Genomic DNA, 16,907 nt, shown 5'->3' on the forward strand with positions numbered 1-16,907 from the left:
AACCCGCTGTTCGGGCAGCTGACGCTGCCCGAACAGCGAAAACAACCACCCCAAACCCGCCCGGACCGATCAGCACAAATCACGAAAAATCGAGGCTAGTTCGACTTGGCCGACGTGCTCGCGCGAACGACAGGGTGCGACTCGATAATCTCGTGGCGTGATGGTTCGCTGTTCAGCATGTACTGGAATGCCGCCTCCACCCAGTCAGAACCGGATACAAGCTCCAAGCGCTCAGCCTGCGCGTGCTGACGGCACCACAAAAGGAAGCGGCCCCCAACCCGTGACGGTTCGGTTCTCGATCCCCGTCCGCATGGTCAGGAAAGGCCGATCATTCCGGGCCCGTGGAACCCAGCAGCCACCTTGCTGGTAGCGGGCAGCGAGCGCTGCCCGCTACAGAGAAACAACCACCCCAAGCCCGATCGAACCTGACGATAGTCCTCAGCACAATCACGAAATATTGAGGCAATTCCCGGTGGGTGGAACGCGGGGGCTCCGCGCGCGGAGCCCCATGTTTACTCTTCTGGCTCAGCAGTTAGCACATCCGGTCCTCGAAGGGTAGATGACGTCCCTCACCGGTACCTCATTTGCGGCTGTGAATCTTCTGTTCCCCTAAATAATTGATGAGGTCGATATGCCGGCATCTTCTTCTCTGGTCACCCAGGCAATGGGAACCAGTGCCGCGGTGATGGTCTCGATAAGCCTGCTCTCGGTCGGCGCTGCCACCGCCGACACCGTCGTGCCATTGCCCGACGGCCAAAATCTCGGCTCCGGTGTATCAATCACGCGCACGGGCGAATACGCAACGATTTCTCCGTCGCTGGCAGGCAACGGAGTCGGCCGTGTCGCGTGGGTATCCGGGATTGCGCGGGCCGAAGTGAGTGTGACGCCGGAGGGAGAGGTCGGCCCGAACAGCGGACCGGTGAACGCGCCCGGTACGAACAACTCCTCCACCCACGGCGCATCGCAGCTGAACACCGGGTACATCGTGGGCTGTCAGGTGTCTATCGGCGAAGACGCCGTCTCGGCGGGCATGTCGGTGAGCGTCGATCCGAGCAGCGTCGGTGTGGGCGGCTCGGTCGGAATCAGCCTGGGCCCGGGGGAGGTCGGATTCGTGCAGATCGACTACCAAGACATAACCGGGCCGGGCGCCTATTCGATCGAGTATCGGGATATTGAATTGCAGGTCCAGGGTTGCGGCGGTTATGCCCAGGCGCGGGCCTATACGGTGGTCGAAATCATCGGGGACCACTACTCCAAGACCACGCTGTACGGCGCGCCGTTCAGTATCGGCTAAGACCGTGTCTTATGTGGCTGGTTTCGCCTTCTTCAGCTTCTTGAAGCAGGTCAGTGCTGCTGCCATGATCAGGAAGGCCAGGAAGTGAGATCCCTTGCGCTCGTATCGGATGTTGAGCCGGCGGTAGCCGGTCAGCCACGATATCGTTCGTTCGATCACCCACCGATGGCGACCGAGGCGCTCGGCGGACTCGATTCCCTTGCGGGCGATGCGAACTGCCATACCGCGGCGACGGTCCCACAGCCGCAGCTCGGGCTGGTCGTAGGCTTTGTCGGCATGCAGTTTCGCTGGCCGGCGTCGTTGCGGACCGCGCCGCGATTGCACCGCCGGGATCGCCTTCACCAGCGGTTTGAGTGCCTGCGAATCGTGGACGTTGGCAGCCGAAACCGCCACGGACAAAGGGATACCGTTTCGATCGGACAGCACGTGGATCTTCGAACCGGGTTTTCCCCGATCAACCGGACTCGGCCCGGTCAGACCGCCCCCTTTTTTGCTCGTACCGAAGCCGCGTCGATCACCGCACGCGACCAGTCGATCAAGCCTTCACTGCCCAACTCGTCCAGCACAGCGCGATGTAATCGACGCCAAACACCGACCTCGGTCCACACTGAGAACCGGCGATGCGCTGTCGGCACGCTGACCCCGAACGACGGCGGCAGCATCCTCCACGCACAACCGCTGGTCAGCACGTATACCACGGCTTTGAACACGGCCCGTTGGTCAACCGGCGCCGTACCGCCGCCCTGCTCGCGCTGCCGGAACTCCGGCAGCAACGGCTCCACCAACTCCCATAACTCATCCGGCACCAGACGCCGCGACAACTCATCCGCCACAACCGAACATCGTGCGACACAACCCATCCTGATGCTACCGAGACGAATCACAGCCACGTAAGACACGGTCTAAGCCCGCTAACCCTTCTCCTTCTTCTTTGATTTGAGGTACTTCAATGATCAATCGTAAGCATTTTGCGGCGGTCGGTGCGGCGGTAGCGGCGCTCGGCGTGTTGTCAGTCGGCCCGGCCGATGCGGACACTTTCGTGCCGTTGCCCGGCGGTGAGCTGGTGCAGACCTTGTCGGACGGGACGGTGGTGACGGTTCGTCTCGTGGGCGAATCGGCGACGATCAGCCCATCGATGGGTGCGACTCCGGTGCATCGCAATGCCTGGGTGTCGGGGTCGACGCAGATTGAGATCAGCGGCGCCCGGGGGGAGGTCGGGGGAACGGTGTTTCCGGGTTACACCGTAGGTTGCCAGGTAAATATTGTCGGCGGTGGAGCATCCGGTGGTGTGCAGGGGTCGGTGACCGGTGAGGGTAATGGGAATGGGAGTGTCGGTACCTCCGGTGGCTCAAATCTGTCGCTGGGCCCTGGACAGGCGAAGTCGTTCTATATTCTCGATCGGGAGCAGGCCGATGATTTCGGCGCAGAGTCGCACAAGGTCTACAACTATTTTGCAGGCAATAGCGGGTCGGTGACGTGGTCCGATGAGACCATCGGCCTGAACGGTTGTGCCGGCTACGCGCAAGCGCGTGCCTTCGTATCGGTAGAGGTGAGAACCGAAAGCGTTACCAGTATGGTAACTCTGTGGGGCCATCCTTTCAGTATTGGCTGATCCACCGTAGGCTACCGTATCGGACGCACGAAGCGATGGGCCAGAGGGACTGCTGCACGATCGGGTGACAGATCGGTTACGCGGCCTGACTGACCGGTGGGGTCATGATTGTCTCGTATTCGATCGGGGTCAAGCGGCCCAGGCCCGTCTGCCGGCGGCGCCGGTGGTAGGTCCGTTCGATCCAGGTCACGATCGCGATTCGCAACTCGTCGCGGGTGCGCCAGGAACGGCGGTCGAGAACATTCTTCTGCAGCAGCGCGAAAAAGCTCTCCATAGCAGCGTTATCACCAGCCGAGGCGACCCGACCCATTGATCCGACCATGCCGTGTCTTGCCAAGGCACGCACGAACTTTCGGCTTCGAAATTGACTGCCGCGATCGCTGTGCACGATACATCCGGCCACCTCGCCCCGGCGGGCCACAGCGTTGGCCAGAGCCCGAACGGCGAGCCGCGATTTCATCCGCGAGTCGATCGAATACCCGACGATCCGGTTCGAGTACACGTCCTTGATCGCACACATGTAGAGCTTGCCCTCACCGGCTTGGATTCCAGCAGTCGTCGCAACACGATCTGACGGTGGTGTTGGTGGCAGCACAGAAGTACACAGCCGAGCAACAGGAGGAGTTCTTCAAGGTCCTGGATCGAGGGGCCACGATCCGAGCCGCTGCTGCTGTCGCGGGAGTTTCGCCCGACGCCGGCTATCGGTGGGTACGCCGGGCAGGGGTCGCGACACCGCGTCCCACTCCACGGGTGTATTCGGAGCAGGAAAAGGCCGAGTTCTTCCGGCGGCTGGCGAAGAATCCCAACGTGTCAGCGGTGGCACGCGAGCTCGGTTTCACCCGGATCACCTGCTACAAGTGGGCGCACCAGGCGGGGATCTTCACCGGCAAGAGCGCCGATGCGCAGCGCCAGGAGTTCCTGCGGCTTCGCAAGGAGGGCAAGACACGAGCGCAGGCAGCAGCCGCAGTCGGTGTCGACAAGCGGTCGGCGCAGGACTGGGACAAGGGGATCCGGGTCTTCTACGGCGGGCGCGTCCACTCTGACGGCCGAGTTGTGAAATACAGTTCCCAGCAGATACTTGCTGGCGTGAAAACCCCGCGCACGACCTACATCCACGGTGAACGAGTCGACCTCGACCGGGTCGAGCGCGTCATCGACCGGCGCTATCTGAGCTTGCTCGAGCGTGAACGGCTGCGGGATCTGCACCGGGAAGGTTTGTCGATCCGCGCGATCGCCGTCGCGATGAAGCGGTCACCGTCCACGATCAGCCGAGAACTGCGCCGCAACACCGTCTCCGCACGCGGCTACATGCCTCATGCTGCCCACCGGGCATCGGTCCAGCGTCGGACGCGCCCGAAGCTGCCGAAGCTGGTGGCCGACACTGTTTTGCTGGAGTATGTCCAGACGCGGCTGAAGAAGAAGTGGTCCCCGCAGCAGATCAGCCACCGGCTGGTCAAGGACTTCCCGGACTCGGCGGAGATGCGTGTGAGCACCGAAACGATCTATCAAGCGATCTACGTCCATGCCCGTGGCGAGCTCAAGCGTGAACTCGCCCGCGGGCTGCGCCGGGGTCGCGCTGCCCGCAAACCCCGCCGCGATCCGAACTCGCGGAGCCGTCGATTCGTCGACCCGATGACCTCGATCGCCGAGCGCCCCGCCGAGGCCGATACTCGCGCCGTCCCCGGCCACTGGGAAGGTGATCTCATCATCGGCGCAGGCAGTCAATCCGCTATCGCCACACTCGTGGAGCGCTCCAGCCGCTACCTCGTCCTGGGACACCTCGGTGCAGAACGGACCGCCGAAGTCGTCCGCGACAGCCTCATCGCCGCCGTCACCGAGCTGCCCGGCACGCTCCGCCGCACATTGACCTGGGACCAAGGCGCAGAGATGGCCGAGCACCGCTCTTTCACGATGGCCACCGACATGCGCGTCTACTTCGCAGAGCCCGGCGCACCATGGCAGCGCGGCAGCAACGAGAACACTAACGGCCTTCTACGACAGTACTTTCCGCGACGCTCGGATCTGCGCGCCCACGATCCAGATGCGCTCCGCACAGTCGCCGAGGAACTCAACGGCCGTCCACGGAAATCTCTCGACTGGGATACACCAGCCGAACGCCTGGCTGCCTTAATTAACGCTTCATAGTCCAGCCGTTGCGACGATCGCTGGAATCCAAGCGGTACGGTGCTCGGTTATATCGCTGATCCACAACGTATTTGGCGACACGGATCGGATTTCCGAATGTGCGCATCCATTCGAGCATCCGCTCGTATCCGGAGTCGTCGGCCGGGAACTGCCGGCTGCCGAGTCGGCGTCCTTGGGTGTCGAGTACCGCGGCGTGGTGGGTGTCCTTGTGGGTGTCCACGCCACCAATGACCTCGACCTGTGTGTTTGCCATGTTTGTTGTGACCGTCCTCTCCACTCATCAGTGCGTCGGACGTGGGACCGGCCGGGCGGGCGGACAAGACGGTAACGGGAGCTCGCTGGCACAGGGTCCTATGAAGTCACGACGGCCCAGTCCGGTCCCACGCACGTGGCCCTGCCGCAGCGATCGACAGATCGCGCGAAGGGCACTCGGAGCGAGGCCGGTCAGACTTCAGGTCAGACCGCTCCGGCGGGGCCGAATCCATTCTTACCGTCAGACTATGTGGCAGGGCCCGTTTCTTGCGGGTCTGACCAGTGAAGGAGTCTGATCGTTCATGGCGAGACCATCAGCGGTGCCGGCGGAGGAGAAGGTCCGGATCGTGTTGTCGATCCTGGCCGGTGAGGTGTCCGTAGCCGAGGCGGCGCGGCAGGCGAAGGTGTCCGAGCAGTCGGTCGGTAACTGGAAGCGGCAGTTCCTCGAGTCCGGCCGTTCCGGTCTGGTGGCTGGCAAATCGGGGCCCTCGACGCGCGAGCAGCAGCTCGAGGCCGAGATCGCGGATCTGACCCAGGCGTTGGGTGAGGCGCATCTGGCCGCGCGGGTATGGAAGAAGTCCGCGGAGGGCCGGTTGGGCCCTTCGAGGACCTCGAGGTGATCCGCGTCGAGGCGGGCACGGGCGACCACGAGGTTCTGTGCTGTGGTCGGTGTGCCCGAGCGGACGTGGCGGCGTCGGCAGGCGCGCGCCCGCGCTGGGGCATCGGTAAAGGGGCCGTGGCCGCGCCCGGCCCGCGACGGTGTGCGCGAGGCGGCGCGGCGGCATGCCCTGGCGCATCCGGCGTGGGGTCATCGCAAGGTGTGGGCGATGTGCCGGCACGACGGGCATCGGGTTTCCCAAGCCACGGTGCTGCGGCTGCTGCGCGATGACGGCCTGATCCTGCCCGCGGCCTACCAGCGCGAACGCCGTCAGCTCGCGCAGCGTCGCAAGGCGGCGTTCGCGATCGAGCCGGCGGCGCCGAACCAGGTGTGGCAGTTGGATTTCAGCGAGTTCGAGACCACGACCGGTGGGACGTGGCGCATCGCCGGGTGCCGAGACTACTGGTCGAAGTACGAGCATCGGTGGCATGTGTCACCGACGGCGAACCAGCACGACGCCATCGCCGCGATCGAGCTGGCTCTTGCGGACTACGAGTCCGTGTTCGGGCGTGCGCTGACCGAGTCGTGCGAGCGTAACGACGAGGGAAACGTCGTTCCCGCGGTGACGATCGTGACCGACAACGGCGGGCCGTTCCGCTCGTTCCGGTTCGAGGCATTCATCGCCACCCACCCTGAGCTTCGGCATGTCCGCACCAGGGTACGCAGCCCAGGCCAGAACGGTTCGCGTGAAAGGGGATTCGGTTCGTTGAAATACGAGCGGTTGTTCCTCGAGGAGATCGACTCTGCGATCGACCTCGTCGAACACGCCGAGGCCTACCGCATCGAGTACAACACCGTCCGCCCGCACGAGGCGATCGCGTGGAACCGACCCCACGACGTCCACGTCGGTCTCGCCGACCCGTTCATCCCCAACTTTCCCGAACCCGAAAATCTGCCAACTACTTGACGCGGGACAGTCGAGGCTGCTCCCGGCCTCACCCTCAACCCACGGCTCGACCTGCCTCCAGCTTCGACCGGTCGCTACGACGACCGGCGGCAGGCACCACCTCCCGCACGGCTACCATCAGCGCCTCGTGGCGCACGCGATTTCTCGTCGACACAGAGCACGATCGCGTTCTCCGGTGGGTTCATGTAGAGCCCGACGATATCGGTGACCTTGCCGGCCAGTTCCGGATCGGTGGAGAACTTGAACGTCTGTGACCGCCACGGTTGCACCCCGTACTCGCTCCATACCTTCGACACGGTGCCGTATGCGATGCCGAGATGCTCGGCCAGCAATCGCGAACTCCACTGTATGAACCCGTATTTGCGAGGCGGTGGGGTCAAGGTGGTGGTGATCAGTTTGTCCCGATCCAAGGTCCGCGGCCGCCCCGAACGGTGCTCGTCACGTAACCCGTCGAGCCCGTGCGCAAGGTAGCGAGACCGCCAATTGATCACCGTCTGCCGCGAGATATCGAACCTGCGAGCGATCTCGGCATGGGCCACACCATCGGCAGCCAAGGTGGTGATCCGGGCTCGCAAAACGAGTCCGGACTTCATCGTCGTCGACCGAATCCAGGCTTGCAGGATCTCTCGGTCACCGTCACGCAACACCAGGGGGGCAGCTCGCACGCACAGATCACCCAGATCACATACTGCTCAACACCTTTGGGATCACCCCACCAGACCATTGCCGGCACCGCGCTGGCCAACAATGCCGTAAGCATGGCATTGGCCGAGCGTTCGGGAAATTCGGGGTTGATCCTGCACGCGGATCATGGCAGTCAATCCACGTCATGGTAGTTCGGATAGAACCTTCGAAGGCATAATCTTCTCCCGTCATTTGGTACAGTTGGGGATTGTTCGACGACGCCGCTATGGAATAATTCTGGGGCCGCCGGCAAACCGAGTTTCTCAACACCAAGAGGTGGGCGACCACCCTCGATCTGACCTACGCGAGGCCAATTGGATTGATAACTTATACAACTCCTGCCGACGCTACTCCGATCTGGGTTACACCAGCCCCGACGAGTATGAAATGCTATGGCTCCATATCCAACCACCCCCTCAACTCTCGTAATGCTGGTCCGACGGGAGGGCGTCAGATCACATGGACCGAACCAGAGCGGTCACGTCAAGGAGATCGACTGCCCGCGCAGTGGTCTATCGCCGCTATCGAGATGTCGGTGACCAGACATGAAGGTCCTCCACGGCAGCGGATTCCGTCGCTTGCGGACGGTCATCCCCAACGCCGCTGTCCACTACAACCGAACCCCGCCGGGGTAGCGCCAAGGCAAGCACCAACCCGATAGCCGCCACACCCGCTCCGACCGCGAATGCGGTCGTGAAACCACGATAGGAATAGAACGGAGCGCCCTCGACCGTCGTCGCGACGAACGAGTTGTTCAGCACGGTGAAGACAACGAGAGCCAGGGTCGCCGAGAAGATCCCTTTGGCCACGGAGACGATACTGGCCGTTTCCGCCTGGTGCTCCACTTCGACGGTGGTAACGATCAGATTCGGAACTGCCGAGTACGCCATACCTTCTCCAAAGCCCATTACTGTGGCGGCCAGGACAACAGTAACAATGTTGCCATGCGCTATCGCCATCAGCGTGAACCCGACCACGCTGACAGACAAGCCGGCGATCAGCGCAACCCGCGGTGGCATCCTTCGGCTCATGAGTACCCCTACCACGACACCGCCGACAACGATCGCGGCGGCGATCGGCAATTGACGGAGCGCGAACTCCTCCGCGCTCAAGCCCCATCCGTAACCGAGGTCGAATGCGATCGGGACCATGACCATAGTAGGGAGAAGAGTCCCGAACAAGCCCGATATCCCGTAGACGATGCCTGATGAGGTCACCGTCAGCAGCACCGAGCGGCGGATCAGGACAGCGAGATCGATCAGCGGATCCCGGATCCGTTTCGCGCTCAACCCCCAGGCACCCAGCAGCGCGAGACCGCCGAGAAGGAATAGTGCCGTCCCCGTAGCGGTCCAACCCCACTTCGGCCCGAAGCTGATGGCAATCAGTACGCCTGCCACGCCTCCCCCGAGCAGTGTCGCGCCCACGATATCGAGGCGAGATCGCACACGAACCGTCGATTCATCTACCATGAATCGAATCACGCCAACCAGCACAATGGTTATTACAAAGAAGAACCAGAACACGCTCCGGAAGCCGAAGCCGTCCAGCAGCCAGCCGGTGAGGAACGGCGCTGGAATCGCGATCAGACCCATGCCACTGGTGACGATACTGATCGCAAGCGGAACCGTCCGGGGTGGGAAAACGTCTCTGATCAGCAGATAGCTGAGGAATAAACAGGGAACGAGGAAACCGAATATCGCGCGGCCAGCCAGCAAGATTCCAAAGTTGGGCGCTAACGCGCTGATCAGCGCACCTACCGAAGAGATTCCAACACATATGGTGAGAATCAAGCGTTTTCCGTACATCAACGCAAGCTTCGCAACCAGAGGGGAAATTACGGCACCCGTCAGGCCGAAAGCCGTCACCGTCCACGCAATATCCGATGTCCGGAAGTGGGCGGAGATCGCGGGCAGCGCGGTGGCCACCATCATGTAGCTGATCGAGAAAACTTCCAGCAGCAAGGTGATGGCGATCAAACCAAGAACAAGACGAATCGTCCATCCGCTGTGTTGCCTTTTCCCCGAGCTCAATGAGCTGGCCGGCCCACCCTGTCGCGACGAGCTGGATACCATTGGCAAAAACCTTTCGAATACGATCTACCGAAGAGATCCCCCGGCACAGCAGGAAGATCACTTGCAGTAAATGCCTTTCTTGCTTAATTCCTATGCCAGTACCCGCTCACTGAGCATTTTCGTCGTGTTTCCTCGGCGACGGCTCCATTTTGCCGAGCACGGCCCAGCAACCGACAACACGGTCAGGCATAGGACCACGGCACCGTTACGGATATAGCGTCGACAACTGGCCGGACCGCTGAGAATCTCGAAGACGATCGGGATGCCGATATCAAAACGCGCAGTCGTCGACTAGTCAGAACTCACGCAATACTTCTCGGAGCGTGTGGCCGCTGTATTCAGTGCGTACAGCACCCTCGTGCTGGAGCAGGGGTATGATTTGCTCGGTCAATGCTCCCAAATGTGAGGTTAAACCATTTCCTTCGATCAGAAATCCGTCTCCACCGATTTGGTCCATCACGTCTATCATGCGTTCAGCGATGGCTTCAGCAGGGCCGCTCATACCGAGCTCACTCTTTCCATAGTATGAGAGAATTGTCTCTCGCAGCGAAATCCCCGCAGCACTAGCCTTTTTCAGCGCGTCCAGAGCGCTTGTGTGGCCCCCCGCTTCCACATCCTGAGGCAGCGGGGCATCGAGATCGTACTTGGAGAAGTCGATGTTCAACGAGGAAGACCGCATCACCAATCCGTACTCCAATAGCGCAGTGGCCTCCTTTTCGCTCATTGCGCCCTGCTGCCGCTTGTTGATGAACAGAGGCAGGAGAAAGAATACCTTGCATTCATCGGGATCTCTGCCGAATGATTCCGCTCGCCGGCGTATATCCTCACGGAAGGATTTCATCCCTTCGACGCCTCCGGAGGTCGTACCGACAACCACTTCGGCATGCTTGGCCGCGAAATCACGTCCTCGCTCACTCGCCCCTGCTTGGGCAAGCACCGGTCTGCCTTGTGGTGAGCGGAGAGTGTTCAGCGGCCCTCTCGACTTGTACCACTTGCCAACGAAGTCAACGGCGCGAACTTTCGTATGATCGACATAGACACCGGTCTCGAGATCGGCGACCAGGGAACCTTCCTCCCACGAATCCCACAACGCCTTCGCCAACTCCACATACTCTTCAGCCCTATCATACCGCTCGGCAGGCGGAGGAAGTTCATCCATTCCGAAATTCCGCGCTGCCGCAGTCTCACTCGATGTGACGATATTCCAGCCAACTCGTCCCCCACTCAACGAATCAATCGTCGAATACAGACGTGCGAGTAGATAGGGCGGATAGAAACTTGTGGACGCAGTGGCTATCACACCGATTTTCGACGTACAGCGTGTCATCAACGGAAGTAACGGCAACGGATCATGCTTCGGCGTATAGACAGCATGCTTTAGGTCGAGTTCCCGTGATCCACTGTATTTGTCTGCCACAGTCACTGAATCTTCGAAAAATACGAAGTCGAACTTGGCGCTTTCGAGTTTCTGAGCGAGGTTTCTATGAAATGAACCGTTCGACCATTGGGTCGCCGTTTCGATGTCAGCGTTGCGTGACCACGACGGAACCCCGAACTTGGTGAAATAACCGAGATGAAACTTTATATGCGACAACGCAAGGACCAACTTTCGATCGAGGTCAGAGTAATTCGCGGCAACCAGTAGCAAAGCAGAGTAAACGACACCTCATCCTGTTCATGAGTTCCAATCCTGTGGTCGTTTTTCTTTTCCATCCTTAACCCTCTTCACAGACATCCCCTGTCCGTGAAGAGATATCACTCCCCCGACGCAGCAGGGACGACCGAACGGATATCGCGAATTCGGCAAAACTTATGGACGCGTTCCGGAGGTGCGCAGTGCCTCCATTCGATCAGCAAGAGTAAGCACTGACGAGCCGCCGGCTCGGCTGTCTTGCAATCAGACAGTATCGAGCGGTCGTCTCAAACCTCACCGACCACGCCCGGAGAACGTACGCGGTAGAACCCCGGCGACTGTGTTGGTTGCTGTGTGTACATCACTCGTCCTACACGTCGAGTCATGTGATTACGTCGCCACAATATGGTGTCCGTAGCCACAATGCCGCCTCACGTTCCCGCTCATCGGGAAAATGCACGCCACCGAAAGCAGTCCATCGAGAGAGTGCCTGATTTGCCTCGATCTTTCGTGATTGCGCTGAGGCTCAGGTCAGGACCTATAGGGTTTTGGGGTGGACGTTTTGCTGGCCGGGCCAGCGCCGGATACCCCCGACCGGCGGGGTGGCTGCCGGGTCCCACGGGCGGGCTACCTCGATACACCTGACGCGTGTCGGTTGGGTACGCGTGGGCCTGGTGCGGTCGGTACGACGGCCGGCATGGGACGACTGCTCAACTGGTTGGCGGGGTACGGGGTGGGCAGGTCGTGAGGCGACCGGAACGGCCCCCAGCGTAGGGCGACGATCTCTGCGGCCAGTGCTGGCGCCAGGTCGGTGAGGGCATCGCCCAAGGAGGCACCTGCCCCGGCGCTAAGGACTGCGTTCGCCGCGGCTGCCGCCGATGGCCGACGCGGCAGCGCAGCAACTGCTCCAGATACCGCCTGGCTCCGCCAGGTGCAGTGGCGTGGTAAATGAAATGACTAGCCGAGATAGTGCTCGTTCCGGGCCAGTTTGCCGCCGGACGGCGTCACGCGGTGCATCAACGTCGTCGTCCGCTGTTTGAAGTCGACATGCTCCGTCCCTTGGACCGCCATGGTCACTTGCTCAAGTCCTGCGGCGACCGGAGTCCCGGAGCGCGGGCGCGTCCAAGGCAGCCGGCCGAGAGCCAGCGATCCGGTTCCTGAAAACTTCGACAGCGGCGAGCACGATCAGCCAAATCGCGATCCCAGGAAGCAACCTCGCGACGAAGGCACTTATGTGCTAAATCGGCCGACCTGGGGCTCGGGTGAGTCAGCAGCCGATTAGGGCAGGCTCCGCCGTACCTCAACTCCGCGATCATAGCCGACGGACGATTCGACGACACATAGCCGGACAACCGTAGACGGTGTCGTTCGCGATGTGGACTGGATTCCACTCGTCTCGACATCCAATTAGAGGCAGCGAAGCACCGGGCCGACGAGCGCTTCTCCTAGCGACTACCGCGTCGTCGGCGCACAAGCGCACGTGGCTCGGCCGCGCGTTCCTGCACGCTTCGATCGACGGCTTCTCGCGGCTAGCCTGCACTGAGCCTCTGGACGGCAACGAGGCTAACACCGCGATCGGGGAACGATGTGTTCTGCGGCGAACTGCGCCCTGTCAGCCGGGGAGGCGGCCTCTGCTCCCGCGTTCCTGACGCGCCGACCCCGGCTCGCGACGCCACGATCGGACCGAACGTCCTCCAGGACCGGAGCTGCGGAGCCCGCGAGGCAGCAGAAGTGCCGCCAGCACAGATGTCACGGCCGCGACGAGGGCGGCAGTAGTGGCCAAGAGATACCCCGCCGCTGAAGGCGCAATCCGATTCACCCCCGGGTCTTGGATCGACCCGTCGGCAAGAATCATTCCCACCACGGCCGCGGCCACTGCCAGGCCGACGATACGCATGAGCGCGTTCAAGCCGTTGGCCTCTCCGGTCTGTTCGGCTGGAACCGTGTCCATGATGAGCGTCGGCAGGGTCGCATAGGACATCCCGGTGGAGGTACCGATCAGGCAGGTTATGCCGAGGAGATAGAGGATCGGGAACTCCCACCCGGCGAGCAGGGCGAGCATCAGAGCGGACAATGCGGTGATGGCGAGGGCACCGGCGACGACTAGCGTGAACCGGGCACCGCGCGACGCGACCAGCCGGGCGCCGAGGTGGGACGACCCGAATGCCGCTACTCCGGCAGGCGCCATCAGGAGCCCGGCCGTCAGCATCGAGACCCCGAGCCCGTGCGGGGTAGCCGACGGCGCCATCAGCATCTGGATTGGAATCAGCTCCATGCCGTAGAAAGCGAACGCGTTCATCATCCCGATGATGTTTCCGAGAAACACCGGGCGCAGGGCCGCGATCCGCAGATCGAGTAGCGGGTCGCGCCGCCGGATCTCGTAGGCGAGCCAACCCACCGAGATGAGGATCGACATCCCCGACAGCGACAGTGTGATCCGGCTGGTCCAGCCCCACGCCGGACCATTGCTCAGCGGCAGCAGCAGAGTGAGGAGAATGGCACCGAGACCGAGGGCGCCGACCACATCGAAACGTCCGCCGGTGCCGATCCCCCCAGGCGGGACGAGGGTGCGAATGCCTATGAGACAGGCCAGAGACCCAGCCGCCGCCACCCAGAACAGCACACGCCAGCCGTGAGTCTGCGCGACGAAGGCGGCGAAGGGGAGGCCGAGGGCACCCCCGACAGCCAGAGAGGAGCTCATCATCCCGACCGCCGCGCCGAGTCTTCCCGCCGGGACAAACTCTCGCATAATGCTGATCCCCACCGCCACGAAGGCCACGCCGAGCCCCTGCAGCGCGCGGCCGGCGAGAAAGACCGGCATGCTCGGCGCCACCGCGCAGACCGATGAACCCACGCCCACCGCCCCAACACACACGAGCAGCAGCCGTCTCCTTCCGAGCATGTCGCCGAGTCGGCCCGCGATCGGAGTGGCCACCGCTCCCACGGCCATGGTCACGGTCACCGTCCAAGTCACGTGCGACGCGGAGGTGTCGAACACGCCGGGCAGCATCGGGATCAGCGGCATGATGAGGGTCTGCGTGAGCGACATCGCCACTCCCGCCGTGCACAGCACGACAACCCCGAACATCGGTCGAAGGTGCCGTCCCGTTCGCGGCGCCGGCTCTTTCGTCGGCGTGTCGGCCTTCTTGCGAGCCGCTTCTGCGGGCCCGAGTGCGTGGGGCAATGCTGTTCACTCCTCGCTCGTGCGACCGGGCGACCTCCGTCGCCCGCCGTGGCATGTTCCTGCCGTACCGATCCCGGAACTCGTGACCGTCAAGAGTGCTGCGCCCACGCCGGCTCTCCTGTCTCCATTCCGCACCCCGGCAGCGTCGGTTCCGCTCTGATTCATCGGCAGCGGCACCGAGAAAGTTAAGCGTCGGATTGCGATCGAGCCATGCGCAGTTCGCCGACGAGGCAGTGGGGCGGGCGGCGCTCCGCGACCGACGCCGAGTCGGTCCGAAATGTCGACGGGGTCGAGTACGAGACCGCGCCGGATGGTTGCGGCGCGCGCCGCTGAAAGCCGGGTCCCGCCCCAGAGCTACCGGGCATTCAGTGCAGGCGCGGGATGGCATCGCCGATCGGCAACTCGATGCGGGACTCAGGCACCCGTTGCTCACGCACTGCTCGGTCGATGGTGCGGTGCAACACCTCGCACCCACGTTCTTGATGACCCATTCCACGGCCCCGTGCGGTGATGACCGGGCAGCGGCTTGCATCCCCGGTCCACTGGACCGAAGTGTGCGCCGCACTGAACTTCTCAATCAGTACTCGCTGACCGCAGCGCTCGCAGGCAAGCAGCCGCATGGTCATCGCGATTCTGCCGATCCGCTGATGCCGTAGCGGCCACGGAAGAAAATCAGCGGCGCCAGGTCGGAGGCGTATAGGTGGCGTACCCGGGAGACCACGATGGTGTGGTCTCCTGCGGAATGCTCGGCCTCCAGTTCGGCCTCGATCCACGCCAGACTGTCGGTCATGATCGGCGCTCCGGCCGGTGAGGGCTGCCAGTCGATACCCCGGAACTTCTCGGCGCCGCGGGCGGCCAACTGCCGGCACACCGGCTCCTGAGCCTCCGACAGGATGTTCACCGTGTAATGTCCCGCGGCCCGGACCCGCGGCCACGAGGTACTGGTCGCGGCCACGCAGAATGCGACAAGAGGCGGCTCCAGCGAGACGGACGTGAACGAGTTCGCGGCCAAGCCTGTCGGCGCCTCGGTTTCCGGATCGATACCCGTGATGGCAACGACGCCAGTGGCGAAGTGGCCCAGCACGCTGCGCATGAGCGCCGGATCGAGTTCCGGAAGGTCCGCGGTTGCCCTCTCGCTGCGGATCGAAGTCATCCCTGCTCCTCATGGGTCGACGAACATACTCCGTGACGGTATCCACGTATTTCATGCCGGAGCGGGGTTCATCCCGGTGGACGGAACACCTGTGGCCACCGGCGTGACGAAGTCGAGGAGCGGCACCGGGACACGCGGCCTTACCAGCACGCAGTGGGCGTCGTAGAAAATCGTCGGCATGCACTTGTTGCAGTGGATGCACAGCGATTTCGCGTCGTGATCGACCTGGATTTTGTTGATCAGGTCCGGTTCGCGCAGCAACGCTCGCGCCATCGCCACGAACTCGAAGCCCCCGGCCATCGCGGTATCCATCCCGGTCTTGTCGGTGATCCCCCAACAGCCCCAGTGGCATGGAGACGGCGGCGCGGATCTGCCGAGCCGAATCCAGCATGAACAGGTCGTGATAGGGGTAGCTGTGCAAGAACAGCTTGCCGCCGATCTTGACCCCGCCCTCACCAGCGGTGGCGTCACCTCTGCGAACTCCGCGAGCGGAGCATCGCCTTTGAAAAGGTATATCGGATTGAGCAATGAGCTCCCGATGGTCAGTTCGATGACGTCAAGGCTGCCGTCGCCCTCCAGCCACTGCGCGACCTGCGCCGCTTTGTCCAGCCAGAACCCGCCGGGCACCCCGTCATCCATGTTCAGCTTCGCCAGCACCGCGATGCGTCCGCTGGACGCCTCGCGCATCTCCGCCGCCACCTCACGCGCCAGCCGCGCCCGGTTGCGCAACGTGCCCCCGTAGGCATCCTTGCGCTTGTTCAAGGCAGGATTCAGGAACGAACTGGCGAAGTAGTTGTGGCCGAAGTGGATCGCCACTGCGTCGAAGCCGGACTCGATGGCGAGCCGCGTCGCGGTGCCGTGCGCGGTGTGGATGCGTGCGATGTCAGCGAGGGTGGCGGCATGGGTGGGCTGCGGCCCCATCGGGCTGATCCGCCAGGAGACCGCCAGCGCGGTAGCCCGTTCGATTTCGCACTGGCGACTGCGCCTGCGTGGCCGATCTACGCCGACACCGCCGCCCCCTCGGCATGCACGGCGTCGGTGAGCCGACGCAGGCCGGGCACTGCCTCCGCGCGCATCCAGATCTGGTCGGCTTCGGTGCGGCCCTCGGCGGCAACCGCACAGTGGGCGACCGTGGTCATGCCCGCCCCGGCCGCCGCGACCGCCTGGTGGAACTCCACTAGCTGATTGCTGACCAGTGTGCCGGGTGTCATGTGCTCAAATGTGGCGGACTTGATGCTTCGGTCGCGCAACCGCACCAGGCCGAGAGCGGTCGGTGCCAGCACGTCGGGGGCCTGGGCTGTGGTCACGACGCA

Annotated in this window: 13 protein-coding genes and 2 pseudogenes; 5 read left to right on the forward strand and 10 right to left on the reverse strand. The window is 62.8% G+C overall.

Going from position 1 to position 16,907, the window contains the following annotated elements:
• Positions 1-631 precede the first annotated feature (631 nt).
• Positions 632-1,294: an MspA family porin gene (locus ACFWPH_RS33740; RefSeq protein WP_378756363.1), complete on the forward strand. Its 663-nt coding sequence runs from the start codon at positions 632-634 to the stop codon at positions 1,292-1,294.
• A gap of 9 nt (positions 1,295-1,303) precedes the next feature.
• Here the strand turns inward: ACFWPH_RS33740 and ACFWPH_RS33745 are convergent.
• Positions 1,304-2,154, reverse strand: a protein-coding gene (locus ACFWPH_RS33745; protein WP_378756390.1) for an IS5 family transposase whose coding sequence is annotated in 2 segments (ribosomal slippage) — positions 1,304-1,771 and positions 1,774-2,154 — 849 coding nt in all. Because the reading frame shifts where the segments join, the coding sequence is not laid out codon by codon here.
• A gap of 89 nt (positions 2,155-2,243) precedes the next feature.
• Here ACFWPH_RS33745 and ACFWPH_RS33750 point away from each other — a divergent pair.
• Positions 2,244-2,906: an MspA family porin gene (locus tag ACFWPH_RS33750; RefSeq protein ID WP_378756364.1), complete on the forward strand. Its 663-nt coding sequence runs from the start codon at positions 2,244-2,246 to the stop codon at positions 2,904-2,906.
• A gap of 76 nt (positions 2,907-2,982) precedes the next feature.
• Here ACFWPH_RS33750 and ACFWPH_RS33755 read toward each other — a convergent pair.
• Positions 2,983-3,441 (reverse strand): annotated as a pseudogene (locus ACFWPH_RS33755) (transposase); the annotation flags it as partial.
• A 383-nt stretch (positions 3,442-3,824) separates the two neighbouring features.
• Here ACFWPH_RS33755 and ACFWPH_RS33760 point away from each other — a divergent pair.
• On the forward strand, positions 3,825-5,051 hold the full coding sequence (locus ACFWPH_RS33760; RefSeq protein ID WP_378756391.1) for an IS30 family transposase: 1,227 nt from the start codon (positions 3,825-3,827) through the stop codon (positions 5,049-5,051).
• On the opposite strand, the gene ACFWPH_RS33765 is transcribed toward ACFWPH_RS33760, so the two are convergent.
• Positions 5,038-5,304, reverse strand: a complete 267-nt coding sequence (locus tag ACFWPH_RS33765; protein WP_378756365.1) for a transposase — start codon at positions 5,302-5,304, stop codon at positions 5,038-5,040. The genes ACFWPH_RS33760 and ACFWPH_RS33765 overlap by 14 nt on opposite strands.
• Before the next feature lie 301 nt (positions 5,305-5,605).
• Between ACFWPH_RS33765 and ACFWPH_RS33770 the strand changes: the two genes are divergently transcribed.
• Positions 5,606-5,923: a transposase gene (locus ACFWPH_RS33770; protein WP_378756367.1), complete on the forward strand. Its 318-nt coding sequence runs from the start codon at positions 5,606-5,608 to the stop codon at positions 5,921-5,923.
• 141 nt (positions 5,924-6,064) lie between these two features.
• The gene (locus ACFWPH_RS33775) at positions 6,065-6,868 is read left to right on the forward strand and encodes a transposase (protein ID WP_378756392.1); all 804 of its coding nucleotides are present in this window, start codon (positions 6,065-6,067) and stop codon (positions 6,866-6,868) included.
• Positions 6,869-6,942: 74 nt separating this feature from the next.
• On the opposite strand, the gene ACFWPH_RS33780 is transcribed toward ACFWPH_RS33775, so the two are convergent.
• The 7 genes and pseudogenes from ACFWPH_RS33780 to ACFWPH_RS33810 form a co-directional block, all read right to left on the reverse strand.
• Positions 6,943-7,533: an IS630 family transposase gene (locus tag ACFWPH_RS33780; RefSeq protein ID WP_378756368.1), complete on the reverse strand. Its 591-nt coding sequence runs from the start codon at positions 7,531-7,533 to the stop codon at positions 6,943-6,945.
• Positions 7,534-8,073: 540 nt separating this feature from the next.
• Positions 8,074-9,528: an MFS transporter gene (locus ACFWPH_RS33785; RefSeq protein WP_378756369.1), complete on the reverse strand. Its 1,455-nt coding sequence runs from the start codon at positions 9,526-9,528 to the stop codon at positions 8,074-8,076.
• 391 nt (positions 9,529-9,919) lie between these two features.
• On the reverse strand, positions 9,920-11,272 hold the full coding sequence (locus tag ACFWPH_RS33790; protein ID WP_378756370.1) for an NtaA/DmoA family FMN-dependent monooxygenase: 1,353 nt from the start codon (positions 11,270-11,272) through the stop codon (positions 9,920-9,922).
• A 1,597-nt stretch (positions 11,273-12,869) separates the two neighbouring features.
• Positions 12,870-14,345 carry an MFS transporter gene (locus ACFWPH_RS33795; RefSeq protein ID WP_378756371.1) on the reverse strand — a complete coding sequence of 492 codons (1,476 nt, stop codon included), beginning with the start codon at positions 14,343-14,345 and terminating at the stop codon, positions 12,870-12,872.
• Between the two features lie 461 nt (positions 14,346-14,806).
• Positions 14,807-15,067, reverse strand: coding sequence for a hypothetical protein (locus ACFWPH_RS33800; RefSeq protein WP_378756372.1), 261 nt, complete (start codon positions 15,065-15,067; stop codon positions 14,807-14,809).
• A complete protein-coding gene (locus ACFWPH_RS33805) occupies positions 15,064-15,594 on the reverse strand; it encodes a flavin reductase family protein (protein ID WP_378756374.1) in 531 nt (176 codons plus the stop codon). The genes ACFWPH_RS33800 and ACFWPH_RS33805 overlap by 4 nt, the downstream gene beginning before the upstream one ends.
• Positions 15,595-15,645: 51 nt before the next feature.
• Positions 15,646-16,901 (reverse strand): annotated as a pseudogene (locus ACFWPH_RS33810) (NADH:flavin oxidoreductase).
• Between the last annotated feature and the right edge of the window lie 6 nt (positions 16,902-16,907).

The organism is Nocardia sp. NPDC058499, from assembly GCF_042719915.1.
Lineage (GTDB): Bacteria > Actinomycetota > Actinomycetes > Mycobacteriales > Mycobacteriaceae > Nocardia.

Bases quoted from the DNA above. Each gene is read 5' to 3' on its own strand.
- ACFWPH_RS33750 (WP_378756364.1), top strand. From the start codon at position 2,244: ATGATCAATCGTAAGCATTTTGCGGCGGTCGGTGCGGCGGTAGCGGCG.
- ACFWPH_RS33765 (WP_378756365.1), bottom strand. From the start codon at position 5,304: ATGGCAAACACACAGGTCGAGGTCATTGGTGGCGTGGACACCCACAAG.
- ACFWPH_RS33795 (WP_378756371.1), bottom strand. From the start codon at position 14,345: ATGTTCGGGGTTGTCGTGCTGTGCACGGCGGGAGTGGCGATGTCGCTC.
- ACFWPH_RS33805 (WP_378756374.1), bottom strand. From the start codon at position 15,594: ATGACTTCGATCCGCAGCGAGAGGGCAACCGCGGACCTTCCGGAACTC.
- ACFWPH_RS33770 (WP_378756367.1), top strand. From the start codon at position 5,606: ATGGCGAGACCATCAGCGGTGCCGGCGGAGGAGAAGGTCCGGATCGTG.
- ACFWPH_RS33800 (WP_378756372.1), bottom strand. From the start codon at position 15,067: ATGACCATGCGGCTGCTTGCCTGCGAGCGCTGCGGTCAGCGAGTACTG.
- ACFWPH_RS33740 (WP_378756363.1), top strand. From the start codon at position 632: ATGCCGGCATCTTCTTCTCTGGTCACCCAGGCAATGGGAACCAGTGCC.